Below are 20,111 nucleotides of genomic sequence, written 5' to 3'. Positions count from 1 at the left end.
CCCGGACCAGATAGTCGGAGACACGATCATGGCAGAGACTGCCGAACTCACGCCTGCTGCTCCGCTGCTGCCCCTATATTACCGCCTGCCACAATTGCTGCACGGCGATGTCCATGCCGGCTGGCGGCTGAAGGACAGCGACGCGTCCTTCGCGGCCGAGACGCCGTTCGTGCCGATCGTCGCATCCGAGCTGGCGGAGGCGGCGCGCTCCTATCCGGTGGTGTTCGCGGCCGACAGCGGGCAACGGATCGCGGTGCTCGACCTTGAGCGCGTCAATCTGTTCCTAGAAGACGGGCGCTGGGCGGCGGGGCATCATGTGCCGGCTTATGTGCGGCGCTATCCCTTCACCTTCGTCCAGATCTATGGCCGGGACGGAGTTAGTCTCGCGATCGACGCCGGCTCGCAGCGTGTCGCACAGGCCGGCGATGAAGGGCACTGCGCTGTTCAAGGGTGGCGAGCCCTCGGCGCTCACGCAGGCGGCGCTGGAGTTTCGGGCGCGACCATGAGCTGACGAAGCTTTTGGGAGTCGCGCTGCGGGAGAAGGAGCTGCTAATCGACCAGTAGGCGGATGCGACGCTGCCGGACGGCCGAACCTTTGGCCTGACGGGGTTTCAGATCGTCGACCGGGAGAAGCTGCGGGCGCTCGACGGTGAAACGGTCGTCGCGTGGCACCGCAGCGGAGTGCTGGCGCCGATCGAACATCATCTCGTCTCGCTCGACCGGTTCCGGGCGCTGCTCGACTGCAAGGCCGCGTGGCGCCGTCACACAAGCGTCACCGGCCAGTGCGTCGAGCGGCACATCGGGCGCCGAGGACCAGCCGGCCGCGGTCAAAGAAGCCGCCGACGCCGCACCAGCGACCGCATACGCCTTCCGCGCGATAAGCGGCCATCAACAACGTTGATATGGTCACATGAATCAAATTAAACCGCCTCCGGAAAACTCGGGCCGCTTCAACTCCCACGCTAATCACCGCTTGTTCGCACTCATTCGGGAGTTGGAGGTGCTGGCTAAGGAACGGCTTGGTGTTCACAATGGTTTGTTGCTCTCTCCGCTATGGGACGCCGCCTTCGACTGCGGGCTAATCAGCTTTGACGACGATGGGCAGGCTCTGTCGTCCCCGCGCCTGAGCCAGAGAGCTATCAGTGTGCTGGGTCTGCTCATCGCTCCGCGTCTTAGCTTGACCGACGAACACCGTGCCCGGTTGGATTGGCATCGGCAGGAATGGTGGAAAGGGTAAGGTGCGCACTATTCCGATATCAGGCGTTGAACGAAGCTAAGCTTACTCCGATCATCACCTTCTGAAGCTGTTTGGGAATCCAATCTTCCCCGCAGCGCATGATGGTGCTATTGCTGGTTCCAGCGATTGTTCATAGTTGATTTACAAGAAGGATCAGCCGCTTGAGGGCCCGGTAAGAGTCCTCTTCTGGCACCATTTCCCTCTCGGCATCACCTCTCTTCGGTATGGCGATTGTTTTCATTGCCGCGGGCGCCCTGCGCCGCTAGCGCATGAGGGTGACCGCGCAACCGCTCTTCTCCCGCGCCATGGAAGTCGCCCAGCGCGTGAAGACCTGGGGGGGCACGCCGGCCGCGACGCGCTTGCGCAAGGGCTTCAACGCCCTGCTCTCCATCCTGATCCTCTTCCTGCTGGCCCGCGCCATCGCCCGCGTCGGCTGGGAGCAGGTGGTGGACGTGGTGCCCGCCAACCCCCTGTTCTGGCTGCTGTTCCTCGGATCATACTTCCTGCCGCCGCTGACCGAGTGGATCATCTACCGCCGCTGGTGGAAGTTCGGCTGGCCCGCCTTCGCCGTCTTCCTGCGCATGCGGGTGATGAACGACGCGCTCTTCAGCTATTCCGGCCACAGCTACCTGCTGGTCTGGGCCACCAGGCACCTCGGGATCGAATTCGACCCCAAGGCGCCGCCGCCCCGCATCCTGGGCCGGGGCGACGGCCCCGGCGTCGACCCGGCCTCCAGCCCGTTCGCCGCCGTCAAGGACATGGCCATCACCTCCGGGCTGGCCGGAATATTCTCCACGCTGGTGCTGCTGCTGCTGGCGCTCGGCATGGATGGCGCGGATGTGCTGGGCACGGCGCTCGACCCGCGCACGCTTCGCGTGCTGATCGGCAGCTTCGCCGCGCTGCTGGTGCTGAACCTTGGCATATTGGCCTTCCGCGGCAATGTGATGAGCCTGCCCCCGCGGGAGAATCTCTTCGCCTTCCGCTGGCACCTGTGCCGCGTGCTGCTGGCGCAGGCGCTGCTGGTGGGAAGCTGGGCCGTCGCCCTGCCGGGCATCGCCTTCGAAACCTGGTTCCTGCTGGGCGCGCTGCGCATGGTGATCATGCGGATGCCCGTGCCCAACAAGGAAATCCTCTTCGCCGCCATCGCCGTCAGCCTGACCGGCGACGCCTCGCTGGAAATCGCCGCGCTGATGGCCGCCCAGGGCGCGCTGCAACTGGTGTTGCATGTGGTCTCCTGGGCCGGCGCCGGCGCCATCGATGCGGCCGCCGGGCGGAGCGGTGGGGTGGATCGGTAGGCTGTTTGCCGGGCCGGTGGTTCTTGCCTCCGGCGGCCAGGGCTTTGCCCCCCGTCGCCGGATGGCCGACACTGAGATGTCTGAAGGGGCTTTGCCCCTTCACCCCAGCAGGGAAATGATTTCCCTGCACCCTCTTTTTTTGGGTGAGGGCGAAACTGGGCAAGTTGTGCGGGTGAGGCGATTGATTGCCTGCGGCGCTTTGAAGCTATTTTATGCGTCACCCCGGGCTTGATCCGGGGTCCAGCTATTTTGCCCGCCGTCCGGGTGTGATCGGCTAACTCACGCGCCCGAAGAAGCTGGGGCCCGGGCCAAGCCCGGGGTGACGGGGTGGGCCAGTTTCTTCGGGCCTTAGCGGTTGGCGGCCGGCACCCATAATATGTCGCCTTCGCCGCCGGTTTCGGCGCGGTTGGCGTGGCGGGCCAGCACGAACAGATGGTCCGACAGGCGGTTGAGATAGCGCACGGCCGCCGGATTGACCGGCGTTCCGCCCGCCGCCGTCACCGCGTCGCGCTCGGCCCGGCGGACGATCGCCCGGGCCAGGTGGAGATGGGCGGAAAGCGCGGTGCCGCCGGGCAGGATGAAGCTGTTCAGCGGCTGAAGCTCGGCGTTCATCGCGTCGATCTCGGCCTCCAGCCGGTCGATCTGGCTTTGCACCGTGCGCAGCGGCGGCCATTCGGGTTGCGGCGCCCCGGGGCGGAAGTCCTCGCCCGGGGTGGCGAGGTCGGCGCCGACGTCGAACAGGTCGTTCTGGATGCGCCCGATCATGGCGAGGGTCTCGCCGCCGGCGTGCAGACGGGCGACGCCCAGCGCGGAATTGGCCTCGTCCACCGTGCCATAGGCGGCGACGCGCGGGCTGTTCTTGGCGATGCGTTCGCCGCCGACGAGGCCCGTGCTGCCGTCGTCCCCGGTGCGGGTGTAGATCTTGTTCAGGCGAACCATTTCAGCCGCCCGAAAGGCCGCGCCCGCCCAGTGCGAAGAGGAGGATGACGAGCAGGATCGTCAGGCCCTGCAGCGCCACGCGCGACGCCATATATTTGTTGGACTGGACGCCGGAGATGTCCTTCCCCTGCGCCATGGTGATGATGCCCCGGATCAGCACATAGGCGGTGCCGCCGGCGGCCAGCACGATGAGGGCGATGAGAATAGCGTTCATGAGACGCGATTATAGCAGGCCGGAAAGGGTGGCGCACCTGCGCAATTTGTCCCGCTGGTGCAGGCTTATGGGATGGGGAAATGCAGGTCCGGGCCGTCGGGCGGAAGGTTGCCGAGGCGGGCCGCCAGCCGGCGGCCGTCCACCCCGCCGTCGCGCAAGTCCGCCAGCGTTTCGGCCCGGTCGCGCTTGGCGAGGCGCCGGCCGTCTGCGGCGAGCAGCAGGCGGTGGTGGTGGTAGCGCGGCGCCGGATAGCCGAGCAGGGCTTGCAGCAGTTGCTGCGTGGGGGTGGATTCGAGGAGGTCGCGGCCGCGCACGATGTCGGTGACGCCGCTGTCGGCGTCGTCCACCACGGCGGCGAGCATGTAGCCGACGCCTATGTCCTTGCGGGCGAGCACGATGTCTCCGGCGAGGCGCGGGTCCGCCGGTTGCGGGCCGGTTCGCGCGAGCGCGGCCTCGACGTTCAGGCGGATGGCGTGCGGGCGGCTGGCCATCCGCGCGCGGGCGTCGGCGAGGTTACGGCAGGTGCCGGGGTAGGCGGGCGTGGCGCCGTGCGGGGCGTTGGCGGCGGCGGCGATATCGGCGCGCGTGCAGAAGCAGGGGTAGGTGACGCCCAGCGCTTCCAGGCGGGCGAGCGCCTTCTCATGCGCATCGCGGCGGCTGGTCTGGAGGAGGGGCGGGCCGTCCCAGTCGAGGCCGAGCCATTGCAGGTCGGCGAGGATGGCGTCGGTGAATTCGAGGCGGCAGCGGGTGCCGTCTATGTCCTCGATCCGCAGCAGCCAGCGGCCGCCCGCCGCCCGGGCCAGCCGATGGCCGAGCGCGGCGGAGTAGGCGTGGCCGAGGTGCAGCAGGCCGCTTGGCGAGGGGGCGAAGCGGGTGATTATGGGGGGCGAAGGCATGCCGCTTGACCTCAACAATATCTGGTGCTGTCATAGCAGCGACATACTGCCTCTGGTATAGGGGGCGCGGACAGACGAGCAGGCGTGACCAGCCCTGCCCGAAGTGCGATAGGGACGGCCAGGCCAGACGCCTCGCTCCGGGGACAGGAGACGGGCGGCCTATGTATCATCCCGATGTGTTGCAGGACCGATGGCAGGGGCGCTGGGCGAGCCCGCAAGCCTGCCCGGCGCTGGTTCTGAACGCCGATTACACCCCCTTGAGCTATTATCCGCTGTCGCTCTGGAGCTGGCAGGACGCGATCAAGGCCACCTTCCTGGAGCGGGTGGACGTGATCGCGCAATATGACCGGGAGATCCGCTCCCCCAGTTTCGCCATGCGGCTGCCCTCGGTGGTGGCGCTTCGGCAATATGTGAAGCCCTCCACGCACCCGGCCTTCACCCGGTTCAACCTGTTCCTGCGCGACCGCTTCACTTGCCAATATTGCGGTTCCCCGCATGAGCTGACCTTCGACCATGTGGTGCCGCGCGCCTATGGCGGCCGCACGAGCTGGACGAATGTGACGACGGCCTGCGCGCCCTGCAACCTGCGCAAGGGCGGGCGGACCCCGGCGGAGGCGCATATGCTGCCCCGGCAGCGGCCGTTCCAGCCGACCAGCCACCAGTTGCAGGAGAATGGGCGGGGGTTCCCGCCGCACTACTGCCATGAGACCTGGCGGGACTATCTCTACTGGGATGTCGAGCTGGAGGCCTGAGGGCCTGTTTGGGCATTCGGCCGTTTAGGGGTGGTGCTGGCTTGCCGGATTGCTGGGCAGACTCTGGGGGCCGGCCGGCGGCGGAGCCGCCGAGTCCGGCCGGGTTTGGAGAAGTAAGAAAGAAAGAACGCGGCGAAGCCGCGTGCCGTCGGACTGGCGGGCGATAGAGATCGCCCGCTCAGCCGGCCGGGCGCTGCGCGCGAGTCTGCGAGTCAACGCTTGCGCGTTGATCGCAGCCGCGCTTGGCCTCAGCCCACAACCTCTTCCGGCTTGAAGAAGAAGGCGATTTCGATCGCCGCATTCTCCTCGGAGTCGGAACCATGCACCGTGTTGGCTTCGATGCTTTCGGCCAGTTCCTTGCGGATCGTGCCGGCGTCGGCGTTTTCCGGGTTGGTGGCGCCCATCACCTGGCGGTTCAGCGCCACGGCGTCTTCGCCTTCCAGCACCTGCACCACCACCGGGCCGGAGGTCATGAAGGCGACGAGGTCGTTGAAGAAGGGACGCTCCCGGTGGACGCCGTAGAAGCCTTCCGCCTGCTCCTTCGTCATGTGGATGCGCTTCGACGCGACCACGCGCAGGCCGGCTTCTTCCAGCATCGTCGTCACCTTGCCGGTGATGTTGCGCCGCGTGGCGTCGGGCTTGATGATGGAAAAAGTGCGGGTGACGGCCATGGTCGGTTCCTGACGAGAGGGGGAAATTGGCGGGGCCTTTAGCGGAGGGTGGTGCAGCGCACAAGTTTCGTTTGCCGGGCGAAGCCCGGTTCCGCGCATTGGCGCGGGCGCGCAGTCGCGCTTGCGGCGCTTCGCGCCGGGGCTCGCGATCGGTGAAGGCCGGCCAAACCGGCGCGCAGCGCCGCAAGGCCGACCGGCCGCCCGCGCCAATGCGCGGAACCGGGCTTCGCCCGGCCAAACAAAAAAGCGCCAGAGGTCCTGTAAGCCGGGTTCTGTCCCCTTGCGGGGGGCGACCATTCCTCTCGGGCCTGCGTTGCCGCAGGCCTCCAGCAACCAACCCGCGCGCGTCGGCCGGATCAGGCCTGCCCGTTGCCGGGCGCCGCGCGCCTATTCGGTCTTGCTCCCGGTGGGGTTTGCCCTGCCGCGCCCGTTGCCGGACGCGCGGTGCGCTCTTGCCGCACCCTTTCGACCTTGCCGCCAGCCGAAGCCGGGGCGGCGGTGTCCTTTCTGTGGCACTTTCCCTGGGGTCGCCCCCGGCGGGCGTTACCCGCCACCGTCGATCCGTGGAGCCCGGACTTTCCTCGAACGGGATAACCCGCACGCGGCCGCCCGGACCTCTGGCACGCCCCTACTTGTGCAGAAGGCCGCGAAACGTCAAGCTGTGCGGGTGCAACAGGAGTCCCCCATGGCGAACGAACCGGCGACCAGCAACGATTTCCAGATGAACCGGCCCACCATCATCAGCCTGCTCTATATCGGCAGCTTCCTGATGGGCATCACCACCATCATCGGCGTGATCCTCGCCTATGTGTGGAAGGGCGAGCCGCACGAGACCTGGGAGGACAGCCACTACCGCTACCATATCCGCACCTTCTGGATGGGAATCGCCTGGACCGTGGTGGCGGTGATCGGCTCGATCATCACCCTGTTCCTGCTGGCCTGGATCCTGTTCCCGCTGGTGGCGGTGTGGTTCGCGGCCCGGGCGATCAAGAGCCTGCTGGCGGCGCAGAAGCACCAGCCGGTGACGAATGTGGAAACCTGGCTGGTATAAGGAAAAAGGAGCCGGAAGATGAGCGCGCGCCCACGCGACAATGCCGACGAGGCCCCCGAGTCCCTCAACCGCGAGCAGGATGACGGCCCGCAGGCGCAGGATGTGGCCGAGGACGCGCGGCATCCCGGCCCGGCGCTTTCGGAAAGCGCGCACGGCCCTTCCGACCCGACTTCGCTCTACGACGACGAGCCCGCCGATCTGGTGGATGTGATGCGGGAAATGGTGGAAAGCGGCGAGATCGACACCGGCGCCTTCGAGGGCGAGCCGATGCATGACGACGAGGAAGAGATATTGGGGGATACCGACCCGGGGGACGAGGAGCTGGATTCGATTCCCGACCTCGACGGCGAGATGTCCGACCTGGACAGCGACTGGGGCGAGGACGATCTGAGCGCCGACGATTAGGTTGGGGACTGATATTCCCCCTTCGTCACCTCGGGCTTGACCCGGGGTCCAGCTTCTTTTCCTGCGCTGGCTGGAAAGCTGGACCCCGGGTCAAGCCCAGGGTGACGGAAAATATATTCATTATCTGTATGGGTTCTCAGCCCAGGCCGGCGCGCCTTCGTCAGCGTCCGGTCTGGCCGCGCTGCATCAGCTTCGCGTCCGCCAGCACCAGCGCCATCATCGCCTCCGCCACCGGCGCGGCGCGGATGCCGACGCAGGGGTCGTGCCGGCCCTTGGTGACGACTTCGGTGGCCTCGCCCTCGCGGGTGACGGTTTCGACCGGGGTGAGGATGGAACTGGTGGGTTTCAGCGCCAGCCGCACCACCAGCGGCTGGCCGGTGGAAATGCCGCCGGCGATTCCGCCGGCGTGATTGGCCAGGAACAGCGGCTTGCCGTCCGCGCCGGGGCGCATCCGGTCTGCGTTCTCCTCGCCGCGCAGGCGGGCGGCGGCGAAACCGTCGCCGATCTCCACGCCCTTCACCGCGTTCACCGACATCATCGCCGCCGCCAACTGGCCGTCCAGCTTGTGGTAGATGGGGGCGCCCCAGCCGGCGGGCACGCCGTCCGCCACCACTTCCACCACCGCGCCCAGCGAGGAGCCGGCCTTGCGGGCCGAATCCAGCAGGGTTTCCCAGCGGGCGGCGGCTTTGGCGTCCGGGCAGAAGAAGGGGTTGCTGTCGATCTCGGCGGGGTCGAAACGGGCGCGGTCGATCGCGTCGCCGCCCAGTTCCACCAGATAGCCGCGGATGGAGACGCCTTCCCCCAGCGCGGCGCGGGCGACGGCGCCGGCCGCTACGCGGGCGGCGGTTTCGCGGGCGGAGGAGCGGCCGCCGCCGCGCGGGTCGCGCAGGCCGTATTTCGCGTCATAGGCATAGTCGGCGTGGCCGGGGCGGTATTTGCGCGCGACCTCGGAATAATCCTTCGAGCGCTGGTCCAGGTTGCGGATCATCAGGCTGATCGGCGTGCCGGTGGTGAGCCCCTCGTAAACGCCGGAGAGGATTTCCACGCTGTCCGGCTCCTGCCGCTGCGTGGTGAAGCGGGACTGGCCGGGGCGGCGCCTGTCGAGGAAGGGCTGGATGAAGGCTTCCGAAAGCGGCAGCCCGGGCGGGCAGCCATCCACCACGGCGCCCAGCGCCGGGCCATGGGATTCCCCCCAGGTGGTGAAGCGGAACAGGTGGCCGAAGCTGTTCATGGACATGGGGGCGGAATGGCGGAGTGCGCGGCGAATGGCAAATGCCGATGGCGGGCGCGGACCGAATGGGAGGTCAGCTATGCCTCGTCACCCCGGGCTTGACCCGGGGTCCGGCTTTCTTCCTCCAGCGCTGTGCGCGTGGAAAAGCTGGACCCCGGGTCAAGCCCGGGGTGACGATTCAAACCTGTCCTGTTCCGTTCGGGAGGAAACGGCGAAATTGTCTCAGAAGGGAACGGCTTCCCCGGTCAGCGCCTGGACCGTCTGTCCGGGGAGCATCACCGCCGAACGGCCGGAGATCACGACCGACCCCAGCACCGCCCCCAGGGTGTTGCCTTTGCCTTCCTGCCGGTGCTTGCCCATCAGCCGCAGGGAACGGCCGTTCACCGTCACCTCGTCGAAGGTCACTTCGAATTTTCCGGACTTGCCGCCAATGGCACGGCCCGTCTTCCAGCTCACAGTGCCGGTGGCGGGGGCGCCGCGCGGAATCACGACCACGCCGCCTTCCACCACATCCTCGGCGACGGCGAAGCGAACCTTCGTTCCCACCTCGACCGTCTTTGAAGACACTTCCTCCAGAGAATTCAGCTTGATGGGGGTGCTTGGCGGAAGCGTCCGGGCCGAAGCGGGAGCCGGGGCGGGCTGGGCGGCGGCCGGGGCCGCCGCCGAAGCAGCGGCAAGAATCGCGCCTATGAACATGGCACGCACGAACATCAGATACCCCCTTTTTGCAAATGGCTGTCGCCGGATAATTCGCGCAGCAACTTGCCAGTGGCGGATCGCAAGTCAAGTGCCTGCGACCCGAAAGTAAATATATTGCAGGAATCAAATATTCGCGACCGACCCAATGGTCAGGCCAGCGCGATATCCGGCGCGTCTTCCGCCTTCATGCCGACGACGTGGTAACCGCTGTCCACATACAGCACTTCGCCGGTGGTGCCGGACGCCAGATCCGACAGCAGATAGACGCCCGCGCCGCCCACGTCGGCAAGGCTGGTGTTGCGCTTCATCGGCGCGTTCAGCTCGTTCCACTTCAGGATATAGCGGAAATCGCCGATGCCGCTGGCCGCCAGCGTCTTCACCGGGCCGGCGGAAATGGCGTTCACGCGGATGTTGTCGCGGCCGAAATCCACCGCCAGATAGCGAACGCTCGCCTCCAGCGCCGCCTTCGCCACGCCCATCACATTGTAATGCGGCACCACCTTCTCGGCGCCATAATAGCTAAGCGTCAGCAGACTGCCGCCATCCGGCATCAGCGCCGCCGCTCGCCGGCAGACGGCGGTGAAGCTGTAGCAGCTGATGTCCAGCGACAGGCGGAAATTCTCGCGGCTGGTGTCGGCATAGCGGCCGCGCAACTCGTTCTTGTCGGAAAAGCCGATGGCGTGCACCAGGAAATCGATCGTCGGCCATTGCGCGGACAGGTCGGCGAACAGCTTGTCGATGGACTCGTCCGAGCCGACGTCGCAATCGAACAGCCGCGCCGTGCCCAGCGATTCGGCGAGCGGACGAACGCGCTTCTCCAGCGCCTCGCCCTGATAGCTGAAGGCCAGTTCCGCCCCCTCGGCCGCCAGCTTCTCGGCAATGCCCCAGGCCAGCGAGCGGTCATTCGCCACCCCCATGATCAGCCCGCGCTTTCCCGTCATCAAACCCATGTGCGTCTCCATTGTGTTCGATGCCTCTAGCGCAACTGGGGGAGGGGGTGGAGGGGTTTCGGTGGTTTGTGTCGGTGGCGCGGTTTTCGAAGGGGCTCTGCCCCTTCACCCCGGCAGGGAAATGATTTCCCTGCACCCTCTTTCGTTTGGTTGTGGGGGATTGGGGCGGTTGGGTTGGTGGTGGGGCTTGATTGCCTGCGGCGCTGGTTTTGGTGGGTGGGTGGTTTTGCTTCTTGGACGCCTTGTGGTTGTGGGACGGTCCCACCCCACCCCAACCCCTCCCCTGACAGGCGAGGGGCTTTTTGCCTTCTTGCGCCGCAGGCTTTTGCAATTGTTGGTGGGCGCGGGGCGCTGGGAAGCTGGACCCCGGGTCAAGCCCGGGGTGACGCGGGTGATGGATATGTTGAGGATCGGGGGTGCAGGGGCGTCACGCCCCTGCTGGGTCCAGGGCGAAGCCCTGGCCGCCGGAGGCTTAGCGGCGCAGGCGGTCCGCGTGCCACTCCAGATGTTGGGGCATGAAGGTGGAGATGAAATAATAGCTGTGGTCGTAGCCCGGCCGGAGGTTCAGCGTGAGGGGGATTCCGGCCTTGTGGCAGGCGGCGCGCAGGAGTTCGGGCTTTAGCTGGGTTTCGAGGAAGCTGTCGGCCTCGCCCACGTCCACCAGCAGGTCGGGCAGGCGGGCGCCGGCTTCGATCAGCGCCACGGCGTCGTGTTTTGCCCATGCGGCGCGGTCAGGGCCGAGATAGGCGGTTAGGGCCTTTTCGCCCCATGGCACCTGCGACGGCGCGACGATGGGGGCGAAGGCGGAGACGCTGCGGTAGCGGTCGGGGTTGGCAAGGGCGACGGTCAGCGCGCCGTGGCCGCCCATGGAGTGGCCGGTGATGCCCTGACGGGCCATGTCCAGCGGGAAGTGCGCGCCGATGAGGGCTGGGAGTTCCTGCGTGACGTAGCTCCACATGCGGAAGTGCGGCGCCCATGGGGTCTGGGTTGCGTCGACGTAGAAGCCGGCGCCCTGGCCCAGGTCATAGGCTTCGTCGTCCGCCACGCCTTCGTTACCCTGATGGTTTCGGGGGGACGTGTCCGGTGCGAGGAAGGCGAGGCCGAGGCGGGCGCAGGCTTCGCGATACTCGCCCTTCTCGGTGACATTCGCGTGGGTGCAGGTGAGGCCCGAGAGATAGGTGACGAGCGGGAAAGGACCTTCGCCTTCGGGGAGGAACAGGGAGAAGAGCATGTCCGTGCCGGTGGCGGCGGACTTGTGGCGGTGGACGCCCTGCGTGCCGCCGTGGCTCTTCCATTGCGAAACCGTCTCGATCGTCATCGGAACACCACCGTTCGGCCGTTGTTGGGGAAGACGCGCTGCTGGGCCACCCAGGCGACGGCCCGGCTCAGGACCTGCGCTTCGATGTCGCGGCCGATGGCGATCAGTTCCTCGACGGAGGCGCGATGGTCCACGCGCTCGACCGCCTGTTCGATGATCGGGCCTTCGTCCAGCTCCTCGGTCACGAAATGCGCGGTGGCGCCGATCAGCTTCACGCCGCGGTCGTGGGCGCGGTGATAGGGCTTCGCGCCGACGAAGCCGGGCAGGAAGCTGTGGTGGATGTTGACGATGCGGCCGGGAAAGCTCTGCACCAGATCGGCGCCCAGCACCTGCATGTAGCGGGCGAGGACCAGATAGTCGGCGCCGGTTTCGCGCATCAGCCGCTGGAGCTCCGCGTCGCGCTCGGCCTTCGCGGCGGGCGCGGTGGGGAGGGGGAAGAAGGGCAGGCCGTGGCGCTCGGCGAGCGCCCGGCCGTCTTCATGGTTGGCGGTGACTCCGGCGATGTCGACCGGCAGCGCCCCCGTCTGCCAGCGGTAGAGCAGGTCGTGCAGGCAGTGGAGCTGCTTCGAGGCGGCGATCAGCATCTTCGGCCGGTGGTCGGCCGGGACCAGCCGCCAGTCGAAGCCGAATTGCGCCGCGACCGGGGCGATGAGGGCGGCCACGCCGTCGCGCGTGGGCGGCAGCTTCGGGCCGGCCGACTGGAAGTGCAGCCGCATGAAGAAGCGGCCGGTTTCGAGGTCGGCATATTGCTGGCTGTCGAGGATGAAGCCGTCGTTGCCGGCCAGCGCGCCGGTGACGGCGGCGACGATCCCCACCGCGTCGCGGCAGGTGAAGGCGAGGGTATAGCCTTCGGCCATCAGTAGACGATGACGCTGCGGATGGACTTGCCTTCGTGCATCAGCTCGAAGGCGGTGTTGATTTCGTCCAGACCCATGACATGGGTGATCATCGGGTCGATCTCGATCTTGCCGGTCATGTACATGTCGACGATCTTCGGCACGTCGGTGCGGCCCCTGGCGCCGCCGAAGGCCGTGCCGCGCCAGTTGCGGCCGGTGACGAGCTGGAACGGGCGGGTAGCGATTTCCTTGCCGGCTTCGGCCACGCCGATGACGATGCTGGTGCCCCAGCCGCGGTGGCACGCTTCGAGCGCCGTGCGCATCACTTCGGTGTTGCCGGTCGCGTCGAAAGTGTAGTCGGCGCCGCCGTCCGTGATCTCGACGATTTTCGCGACCGTTTCTTCGCGCGAGAGGCCTTTGGAGTTGAGGAAGTCGGTCATGCCGAAGCGGCGGCCCCATTCCTCGCGGTCGGGGTTGATGTCGACGCCGACGATCCGGCTCGCTCCGGCGAGGCGCGCGCCCTGGATGACGTTGAGGCCGATGCCGCCCAGGCCGAAGACGACGACATTGTCGCCAACCTGCACTTTCGCCGTGTTGACGACCGCGCCCACTCCGGTGGTGACGCCGCAGCCGATGTAGCAGCTCGTCTGGAAAGGCGCGTCCTCGCGGATCTTCGCGACGGCGATTTCGGGGAGGACGGTGAAGTTGGAGAAGGTGGAGCAGCCCATATAGTGGAAGATCGGCTGGCCCTTGTGGCTGAAGCGGCTGGTGCCGTCCGGCATCAGGCCCTTGCCCTGAGTCGCGCGGATGGCGGTGCAGAGGTTGGTCTTGCCGGAAAGGCAGGATTTGCACTGGCGGCATTCCGGCGTGTAGAGCGGGATCACATGGTCTCCGGGCTGCACGCTGGTGACGCCGGCGCCCACCTCGCGGACGATGCCGGCGCCTTCATGGCCGAGGATCGAGGGGAAGATGCCTTCGCTGTCGAAGCCGTCCAGCGTGTAGGCGTCGGTGTGGCAGACGCCGGTCGCCATGATCTCCACCAGCACTTCGCCGGCTTTGGGCCCTTCGAGATCGACTTCGACGATCTCCAGAGGCTTCTTCGCCTCGAACGCGACTGCTGCCCGTGTCTTCATGGCTCCGCCTCCTTATCCGTGGACGGCGGCTTCCTTAGGCCAGAGGCGGGCCGGAAGCCAAGACGGGAAGCGGGGGTTGGCGTCAGCCCGCGTCCGGTTCCGGGTCTGGCGCGGACGGCTCGCGCGAGTCGCGCTCCTGCGCCTTGCGCTTCCTCAGATTGTCGCGGAGCGCCGCCTTCAGCCGCGCCTCCCGTTCCGCCTTCTTCTCTGCCATATCTTGCTTTCCCCCCCGGATATTGCTTCCCCCCGGGCGGCGCGATAGCTTGCCGGTCGCAAGGCGTCTGGCGCCTGCGAGGGTTCGGCGCAAGCGGGCGATAACAGGCGGTGAGAGGGCCGGGCAAGCCGTGCGGCATCTGGAGCGGCATGGCTCCTGGGGGAAAACCGTAGCCGCAGCGGTCAGTTGAATGTAAAAGACTTTTACAGGGCGGCCCGCAATGGGGGTGCCGGCTCGTTGGGGAGGGCGTGATCGGCTACGCTGGCCGGAGATGATGGGCACGATCGGACAATTGAGCCATATGGCGGCGGCGCTGGCCTTCGCCATGCTTGGGCTGGCGCTGGCCATCAAGCGGTCGCCGAGCGGCGTGCGCCTGGCAGTGGCGCTGGCCTCGTTCCTGACCGCCTTCTGGGCCGTGGGGCAGGTGATCGCCGGGCTTTATGGCGCGGACAGCTTCCCTTGGCTCTCTCGGCTGGAGACGATCCGGTCGGCCGCCTGGATCGGCGTGCTGCTGCTGTTGCAGCGCCGCTCGCTTGGGCTGGCGAGCAGCCCGCACCAGAGCTTCGCCGTGGCGCTGGGGCTGGGCTTCGTGATCGCGCTGCAACTGGCGCTGGACGTGATGTTCCAGGTGGGGGCCAACGCCCTGCCCTTGTCGGAACAGCATCCCGGCGCGCTGCTGTTCGTCGCCTTGCGGCTGGTGCTGGCGATCTCGGGGCTGGTGCTGCTGCACAATCTCTATGTGAACAGCGGCAACGACGGCGGCATTTCCTTCCGGCTGTTCGCGGTGGGGCTGGGGGTGATCTTCGCCTACGACCTGAACCTCTACACCCTGCATTTCCTGATCGGCGAACCCAATCTGTCGCTGCTGGAGATTCGCGGCGCGGTGAACGCGCTGGCGGCGCCGCTCATCTATCTGGCGCTGCGGCAGGATGGCGGTGGGCGATTCCATCTCTCCCGGCAGGCCGCCTTCCAGACCGTCAGCTTCTCGATGATCGGGCTTTACCTCATCGCCATGTCGATCCTCGCCTACGGGCTGAAGATGACGGGCGGCAACTGGGGGCAGCTGCTGCAGGTGACCTTCCTGGCGGTGACGCTGATCGCCGGGGCGCTGGTGGTGCTGAGCCCGCGCTTCCGCGCCGAGCTGAAGGTGCGGATCGCCCGCAACTTCTACCGCTACCGCTACGACTATCGGGTGGAGTGGCTGCGCTTCATCGAGAAGATCGACGCCCAGCCCGGCGTCGCCGGGCAGGCGCCTTTCCGCGAGCGGCTGATCGAGGCGGTGGCGACCGTGCTCGACTGCCCCGGCGGCGCGCTGCTGGAGCCTTCGGACGCCGGCGGCTATGAACTGTCCTCGCGCTGGGGCTGGCCCTCTCTCGACGCGCCGCACATCGCCGACAGCTCGGCGATCCTGCTGTTCTTCCACGAAAGCGGGCGGATCGCCGACTTCGACCAGCTTCGCCGCGAGGCCGCGAGCGCGAATGGCGGTCCGGGCAGCCATGGCCTGCTGAAGCTGCCGCAATGGGCGGCGGCCGACCGCGCCATCTGGCTGGGCGTGCCGCTGATCCACCGGGAGAAGCTGATCGCCATCCTGCTGCTGGAGCGGAGCCTGGCCGCCCGCGACCTGAACTGGGAGGATTTCGACCTGCTGCGGACGCTCGGGCGGCAGGGGGCCTCCTATCTGGCGGAAGCGGAGACCCAGGCACAACTCGACGAGGCGCGCAGCTTCGACGAATACAACCGCCGCTTCGCCTTCGTGATGCACGATGTGAAGAATGTCGTCAGCCAACTTGGGCTGGTGGCGCGCAACGCCGAGCGGCACGCCGACAAGCCGGAGTTCCGCGCCGACATGATCGCCACGCTGAACGGCAGCGTCGCCAAGATGACCGACCTCCTGAAGCTGATGGGGCGGGAGAATGACGGCCGTGCCGGTGGTGGCGCAGGGGACGGGGCGATGGGCGAGGCCGATGTGGCGCGGATCCTGACGATGGTCGCCGCTTCCGTCCGCCGCCAGCATGCGGCGCTGGAACTGGAAGGCGCGGAGCTTCCGGCGCCGGTGGCGGGCGACGCCTCGCGGCTGGAGGCGATGCTGACGCATCTGGTGCAGAACGCCGTCGACGCCAGCGCGCCGGAAGCCCTGATCCGGCTTTCGCTGGAGCGCGTCGGTGCCCAGTTCAGGATATCCGTCGCCGACAGCGGCCACGGCATGTCCCGCAGCTTCATCCGCGACGAGCTGTTCAAGCCTTTTCGTTCCACGAAAGACGGAGGTTTCGGAATCGGCGCATTTGAAGCGCGCGAGATCGCCCGCGCGCACGGCGGCAGGCTTGAAGTGGAAAGCCGGCCGGGCGAAGGAAGCCGTTTCACCATCTATCTACCCGCCCTTCCGGAATCCGGGCAGGGCATACGCCACAGGGTTCATCCAGCATGACAGACGAAAAGCCGGTCCTTCTGGTCGTCGAGGACGACGCCGGGCTGCAACGCCAGCTCCGCTGGGCCTATGAGGATTATGAGGTGCTGATCGCGGGCGACCGGGAAAGCGCCATCGAGCAGCTGAAGGCGCGCAAGCCCGCCGTGGTGACGCTGGACCTTGGTTTGCCGCCCGACGCCGACGGCACCTCCGAAGGGTTCGCGACGCTGGAGGAGATCATGAGCCTGGCGCCGCACGCCAAGGTGATCGTCGCTTCCGGCCATGGCGCGCGCGACAACGCCCGGCGGGCGATCGCGCTGGGCGCCTTCGACTTCTACATGAAGCCCGTCGACATCGACGAGCTGGGCTTCATCGTCAGCCGCGCCTTCCATGTGGCGCAGTTGGAGGCGGAGAACCGCCGGCTGGCGGCCGGCGCCGTCGCCTCGCCGCTGGCGAATCTGATCACCGCCTCGCCCGAGATGCTGAAGGTCTCGGCGATGGTGGAGCGGGTGGCGCCGACCGATGTGTCGGTGCTGCTGCTGGGCGCGTCCGGCACCGGCAAGGAGGTTCTGGCGCGGGGGCTGCACATGTCGTCCCACCGGGCCAATGGCCCGTTCGTGGCGATCAATTGCGGCGCCATCCCGGAAAACCTGCTGGAGGCCGAGCTGTTCGGCTATGAGCGCGGCGCCTTCACCGGCGCGGTGAAGACCACCGAGGGCAAGATCGAGCTGGCGCAGGGCGGCACGCTGTTCCTGGACGAAGTGGGCGACATCCCGCTGCCGCTGCAGGTGAAGCTGCTGCGCTTCATCCAGGAGCGGGTGATCGAGCGGGTGGGCGGCCGCAAGTCGATCGAGGTGGACACGCGCATCATCTGCGCCACCCACCGCAACCTGAAGAAGATGATCGCCGACGGCAGCTTCCGCGACGATCTCTACTACCGCATCGCCGAGGTGACGATCAGCATTCCGCCGCTGCGCGAGCGGGAGGGGGATGCGGCGCTTCTCGCCAACCATTTCCTGCGGCGTTACACGGCCGACCGGCCCGGCGGGGCGCAGCTGCGCTTCGGGCCGGGCGCGCTGGCGGCGATCAACCTGCACAGCTGGCCCGGCAATGTGCGCGAGCTGGAGAATCGGGTGAAGCGCGCCGCCATCATGGCCGACGGCAACAGCATCACCGCCGCCGACCTCGACCTCGCCGACAGCCCGGACGCGGCGCTGCAGACGCTGCGGGAATCGCGGATGGCCTCCGACCGGCGGGTGATTTCGGCGGCGCTGACGGCGGCGAGCGGCAGCATCAGCCAGGCCGCCCGCCTGCTGGGGATCAGCCGGCCGACGCTTTACGACATGATCCGGGAACTGAACATCCAGGCGCCGTGAAGGCCATGGGTCGGTTCCTATTCGTGGAAAGCCGTTCTCGCCTGCTTCTGTTTCTCCGGGCTTGACCCGGGGTCCAGCTTTTCTGCCAGCACGACGTCGGAGGAGGAAAGCTGAACCCCGGGTCAAGCCCGGGGAGACGGAGTATGATGGGGCCATGGAGTTTCACTTCGGCACGGAGGCCACTTCCGCCTCGGCGATTCGGCTCTCCACCTGCTGCATCAGTTTCACGAGCTCGTCGGCCTCCCCCGGCGAGGGGGCTGCCGGCCGTGCGGCGCGTGTCTTTTCCGGCGTGCGCTTCGCGCCTCTTGCCGCGGGGGCGGCGCGTTCCGCCAAAGTCTGCGCCAGCCCGGCCAGGAACTTCTCGCGGGATTCGCCGACCGTTTTTTCCGGGTCGGGCAGCAGGCCGCGCAGCACCAGATCCGTCAGCAGCGTTTCCAGGATCGCCCGGCGTTCCTGCTGCGCCCGCGCCCAGTTGCGGCGGAACGCCGGGTTCGACAGCCGCTCGCCGAGCACCATCCCCAGCGTCACTCCGGCCTGGCGGCAGGCGGCCTCCAGACCGCCCGTTTCCAGCATCGCGGCCAGCAGCCGCTCCTGCTCGGCCGCGGACAGGCGCGAGGGGCGGCGCAGCCGCAGCGCCATTTCCGTCAGCAGAAGCCGGCCGCCATGCGCCGCCAACCAGCCGATCCGCTTGTCCTGTTCGCTGTTCATGGTCGAAAGATAACCATATTGGATATTGTAGGACAGACAATTGTGGAAAATGCGTTTAATTGGCGTTATTTGATAAAGCTGCAGCCGGAAGCACTTTTAATGGCCAGGCACATCGCCTAGGGGAGGCGCCCATGGCCAGCTCAGGTGTTAACGCCCCCTCGCACACCGCCTCCAAAGTGGATGGCCGTCGTGAACGTTCCGCAACCAGTCGCCGGAAAATCCTGGCGGCCCTTGTGGCCCTTCTGGAAAATGGGGAACCGTCGCCGACGGCGGAGTCCATCGCCGCCAAGGCGGGGGTGTCGCTGCGGACGGTGTTCCGTCATTTCGATGAGATGGAGAATCTCCACATCGAAATCGCCGCGATCGTCTTCGAGCGGGTGCGGCCGATGCTGGAAGCACCGATGGAAGAAAGCGGATGGCCCGCGGTGCTGTTCGAATCCGTTTCCCGCCGGGCGCAGCTTTTCGAAACCATCGCCCCCTACAAGACCGCGATGGACGTGCACCGCCACCGCAGCCGGCTGGTGGCCGGCAAGCACCAGCAGGTGACGGCCATCAGCCGCGAAATGATCGCGGCCTTCCTGCCCGAGCAGGTGAAGTCGGACCGGCAACTGGTCGAATTGCTGAACCTGGTGCTGTCGATCGAAACCTGGCAGCGCCTGCGGGATCAGCAGGACATGTCTCCGGCCGAGGCGGAAGCCGCCGTCTGCCGGGCGGCTGCGGCGGTCGCCGGCGTGCCAACGCCCCTGGGCTGATCCGCGCCGCCTTGCGACCCGGCCTGGCCAGGTTCAGGGCGCGGTATTCCGCTTCGGCGCCCCATTATTCTTCGTCACCCCGGGCTTGACCCGGGGTCTGGCTTTCTTTCTCCAGCGAGGCGCCAGCGGAAAAGCTGGACCCCGGGTCAAGCCCGGGGTGACGGGGAAGGAAGCAAGGGCTTGTATGGGCTCCCGGCCTAGTTCGCGAGGCCGATGAAGCCCAGTTGCGCCGCCTTGAACACCGTCTGGCTGCGGTTCACCGCGTCCAGCTTGGCGCCGGCGTTCTGGATGTGGAATCGCACGGTCGCATGGCTGCGCGAGAGGATGATGGAGATTTCCTTGTCCGTCTTGCCGACGGCGGCCCAGCGCAGGCATTCCACTTCCCGCTTCGTCAACTGGCAGTCGGTCGGCAGCCACTGGCGGCGGCGGGTGACATGGGTGTAGCTGGTGATGAAGGGGTGGGTCAGCAGCATCAGCTGGTCCGCGTTGGCTTCGAACTCGGCGGAGAGGTCGCGCCGGGCGCGGTCGGCGACGCCGAAGGCCGCCATGCCGATCTGGCCGAAGGGCAGATGCACCGGCACCACGATCGCGGCCGTGAACAGCGAGCGGAAATCGAAATCCGAACGGCTGAGCGCGTCCAGATAGATATTGTGGTGGCGGGTGAAGAAGCCGTCGGAATTGGCCCAGAAGGGCTGGCCTTCGTAGCGGCAGGCGCGCGCCATCGGCGATTGCAGGGCTAGCTGGCCGTTGCGCCACCATTGCTCCTCGGGCGGCTGGAAGCCGAACACCACATCGGCCAGCACCGCGCCGCTGGCGTCCGCCATGGGGCGCCGGGTGGCGATATTGTCGCTGATGATGACGTTATAATCGCCCAATGCGGCGACGGCGTCGCGAAAAGCGATCGCGGCTCGCAAGATATCCGCCTTCGATGAAACGGCAACCGCGCCCAGGGTCATTCCAGTCTCCTCCCGCTGGCCCGGCCATTTGCTGAAAGGCCCGGATCAGGTCCATGCCCGGCTGCGCGGACTTT

General features: G+C 67.2%; 22 protein-coding genes and 1 other RNA gene. 9 read left to right on the top strand and 14 right to left on the bottom strand.

From position 1 onward, the window contains the following. Positions 1-28: 28 nt before the first annotated feature. The 3 genes from L6Q21_RS02640 to L6Q21_RS02630 all read left to right on the top strand — a co-directional run bounded on the left by L6Q21_RS02640 (position 29) and on the right by L6Q21_RS02630 (position 2,532). Positions 29-511, top strand: a complete 483-nt coding sequence (locus L6Q21_RS02640; protein ID WP_237828926.1) for a SapC family protein — start codon at positions 29-31, stop codon at positions 509-511. 65 nt (positions 512-576) lie between these two features. Then, positions 577-924, top strand: coding sequence for a SapC family protein (locus tag L6Q21_RS02635; RefSeq protein ID WP_336246222.1), 348 nt, complete (start codon positions 577-579; stop codon positions 922-924). A gap of 588 nt (positions 925-1,512) precedes the next feature. Continuing rightward, on the top strand, positions 1,513-2,532 hold the full coding sequence (locus L6Q21_RS02630) for a hypothetical protein (protein ID WP_237828925.1): 1,020 nt from the start codon (positions 1,513-1,515) through the stop codon (positions 2,530-2,532). Between the two features lie 348 nt (positions 2,533-2,880). On the opposite strand, the gene L6Q21_RS02625 is transcribed toward L6Q21_RS02630, so the two are convergent. From L6Q21_RS02625 to gluQRS, 3 genes are all read right to left on the bottom strand, one after another. Then, the gene (locus L6Q21_RS02625; protein WP_237828924.1) at positions 2,881-3,471 is read right to left on the bottom strand and encodes a cob(I)yrinic acid a,c-diamide adenosyltransferase; all 591 of its coding nucleotides are present in this window, start codon (positions 3,469-3,471) and stop codon (positions 2,881-2,883) included. A gap of 1 nt (position 3,472) precedes the next feature. Then, positions 3,473-3,685, bottom strand: a complete 213-nt coding sequence (locus L6Q21_RS02620) for an HIG1 domain-containing protein (protein WP_237828923.1) — start codon at positions 3,683-3,685, stop codon at positions 3,473-3,475. Positions 3,686-3,750: 65 nt separating this feature from the next. Next, the gene (gene gluQRS / locus L6Q21_RS02615) at positions 3,751-4,581 is read right to left on the bottom strand and encodes a tRNA glutamyl-Q(34) synthetase GluQRS (RefSeq protein WP_237828922.1); all 831 of its coding nucleotides are present in this window, start codon (positions 4,579-4,581) and stop codon (positions 3,751-3,753) included. 161 nt (positions 4,582-4,742) lie between these two features. Between gluQRS and L6Q21_RS02610 the strand changes: the two genes are divergently transcribed. Beyond that, positions 4,743-5,333, top strand: a complete 591-nt coding sequence (locus L6Q21_RS02610; protein ID WP_237828921.1) for an HNH endonuclease — start codon at positions 4,743-4,745, stop codon at positions 5,331-5,333. A 248-nt stretch (positions 5,334-5,581) separates the two neighbouring features. Here L6Q21_RS02610 and ndk read toward each other — a convergent pair whose 3' ends face one another. Together ndk and rnpB are read right to left on the bottom strand one after the other, a co-directional pair. Next, the gene (gene ndk / locus L6Q21_RS02605) at positions 5,582-6,004 is read right to left on the bottom strand and encodes a nucleoside-diphosphate kinase (RefSeq protein ID WP_237828920.1); all 423 of its coding nucleotides are present in this window, start codon (positions 6,002-6,004) and stop codon (positions 5,582-5,584) included. 245 nt (positions 6,005-6,249) lie between these two features. Continuing rightward, positions 6,250-6,625, bottom strand: an RNA gene (gene rnpB, locus L6Q21_RS02600) — RNase P RNA component class A. Positions 6,626-6,689: 64 nt separating this feature from the next. Here rnpB and L6Q21_RS02595 point away from each other — a divergent pair. Both L6Q21_RS02595 and L6Q21_RS02590 read left to right on the top strand, forming a co-directional pair. Then, positions 6,690-7,055: a DUF4870 family protein gene (locus L6Q21_RS02595; protein WP_237828919.1), complete on the top strand. Its 366-nt coding sequence runs from the start codon at positions 6,690-6,692 to the stop codon at positions 7,053-7,055. Between the two features lie 18 nt (positions 7,056-7,073). Beyond that, positions 7,074-7,460: a hypothetical protein gene (locus L6Q21_RS02590; protein ID WP_237828918.1), complete on the top strand. Its 387-nt coding sequence runs from the start codon at positions 7,074-7,076 to the stop codon at positions 7,458-7,460. A gap of 160 nt (positions 7,461-7,620) precedes the next feature. Here the strand turns inward: L6Q21_RS02590 and aroC are convergent, their stop codons facing one another. The 7 genes from aroC to L6Q21_RS17930 all read right to left on the bottom strand — a co-directional run bounded on the left by aroC (position 7,621) and on the right by L6Q21_RS17930 (position 13,841). Continuing rightward, the gene (aroC, locus tag L6Q21_RS02585) at positions 7,621-8,697 is read right to left on the bottom strand and encodes a chorismate synthase (RefSeq protein WP_237828917.1); all 1,077 of its coding nucleotides are present in this window, start codon (positions 8,695-8,697) and stop codon (positions 7,621-7,623) included. A 216-nt stretch (positions 8,698-8,913) separates the two neighbouring features. Then, positions 8,914-9,402, bottom strand: a complete 489-nt coding sequence (locus L6Q21_RS02580) for a hypothetical protein (protein WP_237828916.1) — start codon at positions 9,400-9,402, stop codon at positions 8,914-8,916. A 137-nt stretch (positions 9,403-9,539) separates the two neighbouring features. Beyond that, entirely contained in the window at positions 9,540-10,340 is an 801-nt protein-coding gene (gene fabI, locus L6Q21_RS02575; protein WP_237828915.1) for an enoyl-ACP reductase FabI, read from the bottom strand. Between the two features lie 472 nt (positions 10,341-10,812). Further along, positions 10,813-11,658: an S-formylglutathione hydrolase gene (fghA, locus tag L6Q21_RS02570; protein WP_237828914.1), complete on the bottom strand. Its 846-nt coding sequence runs from the start codon at positions 11,656-11,658 to the stop codon at positions 10,813-10,815. Further along, positions 11,655-12,515 (bottom strand): formyltetrahydrofolate deformylase, encoded by an 861-nt coding sequence (purU, locus tag L6Q21_RS02565; protein ID WP_237828913.1) that lies wholly within the window; start codon positions 12,513-12,515, stop codon positions 11,655-11,657. Before purU ends, fghA begins: the two co-directional genes overlap by 4 nt. Then, positions 12,515-13,627, bottom strand: coding sequence for an S-(hydroxymethyl)glutathione dehydrogenase/class III alcohol dehydrogenase (locus L6Q21_RS02560; RefSeq protein WP_237828912.1), 1,113 nt, complete (start codon positions 13,625-13,627; stop codon positions 12,515-12,517). The genes purU and L6Q21_RS02560 overlap by 1 nt, the downstream gene beginning before the upstream one ends. A gap of 82 nt (positions 13,628-13,709) precedes the next feature. Then, complete coding sequence (locus L6Q21_RS17930) at positions 13,710-13,841, bottom strand: hypothetical protein (protein ID WP_255696652.1); 132 nt, start codon at positions 13,839-13,841, stop codon at positions 13,710-13,712. A 271-nt stretch (positions 13,842-14,112) separates the two neighbouring features. Here L6Q21_RS17930 and prsK point away from each other — a divergent pair, with 271 nt between their 5' ends. After that, positions 14,113-16,266 carry an XrtA/PEP-CTERM system histidine kinase PrsK gene (prsK, locus tag L6Q21_RS02555; RefSeq protein WP_237828911.1) on the top strand — a complete coding sequence of 718 codons (2,154 nt, stop codon included), beginning with the start codon at positions 14,113-14,115 and terminating at the stop codon, positions 16,264-16,266. Beyond that, positions 16,263-17,621 carry a PEP-CTERM-box response regulator transcription factor gene (prsR, locus tag L6Q21_RS02550; protein ID WP_237828910.1) on the top strand — a complete coding sequence of 453 codons (1,359 nt, stop codon included), beginning with the start codon at positions 16,263-16,265 and terminating at the stop codon, positions 17,619-17,621. The genes prsK and prsR overlap by 4 nt, the downstream gene beginning before the upstream one ends. Positions 17,622-17,783: 162 nt before the next feature. Here the strand turns inward: prsR and L6Q21_RS02545 are convergent, their stop codons facing one another. Then, the gene (locus L6Q21_RS02545) at positions 17,784-18,329 is read right to left on the bottom strand and encodes a hypothetical protein (protein WP_237828909.1); all 546 of its coding nucleotides are present in this window, start codon (positions 18,327-18,329) and stop codon (positions 17,784-17,786) included. Between the two features lie 131 nt (positions 18,330-18,460). On the opposite strand from L6Q21_RS02545, the gene L6Q21_RS02540 reads away from it, so the two are divergent. After that, positions 18,461-19,081, top strand: a complete 621-nt coding sequence (locus L6Q21_RS02540) for a TetR/AcrR family transcriptional regulator (RefSeq protein WP_237828908.1) — start codon at positions 18,461-18,463, stop codon at positions 19,079-19,081. A gap of 197 nt (positions 19,082-19,278) precedes the next feature. On the opposite strand, the gene L6Q21_RS02535 is transcribed toward L6Q21_RS02540, so the two are convergent. After that, positions 19,279-19,995: a helix-turn-helix transcriptional regulator gene (locus tag L6Q21_RS02535; RefSeq protein ID WP_237828907.1), complete on the bottom strand. Its 717-nt coding sequence runs from the start codon at positions 19,993-19,995 to the stop codon at positions 19,279-19,281. Positions 19,996-20,111 lie beyond the last annotated feature (116 nt).

The sequence above is a fragment of the Sandaracinobacteroides sayramensis genome, from assembly GCF_022014495.1.
Taxonomy (GTDB): domain Bacteria; phylum Pseudomonadota; class Alphaproteobacteria; order Sphingomonadales; family Sphingomonadaceae; genus Sandaracinobacteroides; species Sandaracinobacteroides sayramense.
This window is presented reverse-complemented; position numbering and strand designations above follow the sequence as displayed.

Bases quoted from the DNA above. Each gene is read 5' to 3' on its own strand.
- prsR (WP_237828910.1), top strand. From the start codon at position 16,263: ATGACAGACGAAAAGCCGGTCCTTCTGGTCGTCGAGGACGACGCCGGG.
- L6Q21_RS02610 (WP_237828921.1), top strand. From the start codon at position 4,743: ATGTATCATCCCGATGTGTTGCAGGACCGATGGCAGGGGCGCTGGGCG.
- L6Q21_RS02540 (WP_237828908.1), top strand. From the start codon at position 18,461: ATGGCCAGCTCAGGTGTTAACGCCCCCTCGCACACCGCCTCCAAAGTG.
- fghA (WP_237828914.1), bottom strand. From the start codon at position 11,658: ATGACGATCGAGACGGTTTCGCAATGGAAGAGCCACGGCGGCACGCAG.
- L6Q21_RS02545 (WP_237828909.1), bottom strand. From the start codon at position 18,329: ATGAACAGCGAACAGGACAAGCGGATCGGCTGGTTGGCGGCGCATGGC.
- L6Q21_RS02595 (WP_237828919.1), top strand. From the start codon at position 6,690: ATGGCGAACGAACCGGCGACCAGCAACGATTTCCAGATGAACCGGCCC.
- L6Q21_RS02640 (WP_237828926.1), top strand. From the start codon at position 29: ATGGCAGAGACTGCCGAACTCACGCCTGCTGCTCCGCTGCTGCCCCTA.
- fabI (WP_237828915.1), bottom strand. From the start codon at position 10,340: ATGGGTTTGATGACGGGAAAGCGCGGGCTGATCATGGGGGTGGCGAAT.
- ndk (WP_237828920.1), bottom strand. From the start codon at position 6,004: ATGGCCGTCACCCGCACTTTTTCCATCATCAAGCCCGACGCCACGCGG.
- aroC (WP_237828917.1), bottom strand. From the start codon at position 8,697: ATGTCCATGAACAGCTTCGGCCACCTGTTCCGCTTCACCACCTGGGGG.
- prsK (WP_237828911.1), top strand. From the start codon at position 14,113: ATGATGGGCACGATCGGACAATTGAGCCATATGGCGGCGGCGCTGGCC.
- L6Q21_RS02590 (WP_237828918.1), top strand. From the start codon at position 7,074: ATGAGCGCGCGCCCACGCGACAATGCCGACGAGGCCCCCGAGTCCCTC.
- L6Q21_RS02625 (WP_237828924.1), bottom strand. From the start codon at position 3,471: ATGGTTCGCCTGAACAAGATCTACACCCGCACCGGGGACGACGGCAGC.
- purU (WP_237828913.1), bottom strand. From the start codon at position 12,515: ATGGCCGAAGGCTATACCCTCGCCTTCACCTGCCGCGACGCGGTGGGG.
- L6Q21_RS02620 (WP_237828923.1), bottom strand. From the start codon at position 3,685: ATGAACGCTATTCTCATCGCCCTCATCGTGCTGGCCGCCGGCGGCACC.
- L6Q21_RS17930 (WP_255696652.1), bottom strand. From the start codon at position 13,841: ATGGCAGAGAAGAAGGCGGAACGGGAGGCGCGGCTGAAGGCGGCGCTC.
- L6Q21_RS02580 (WP_237828916.1), bottom strand. From the start codon at position 9,402: ATGTTCGTGCGTGCCATGTTCATAGGCGCGATTCTTGCCGCTGCTTCG.
- gluQRS (WP_237828922.1), bottom strand. From the start codon at position 4,581: ATGCCTTCGCCCCCCATAATCACCCGCTTCGCCCCCTCGCCAAGCGGC.
- L6Q21_RS02560 (WP_237828912.1), bottom strand. From the start codon at position 13,627: ATGAAGACACGGGCAGCAGTCGCGTTCGAGGCGAAGAAGCCTCTGGAG.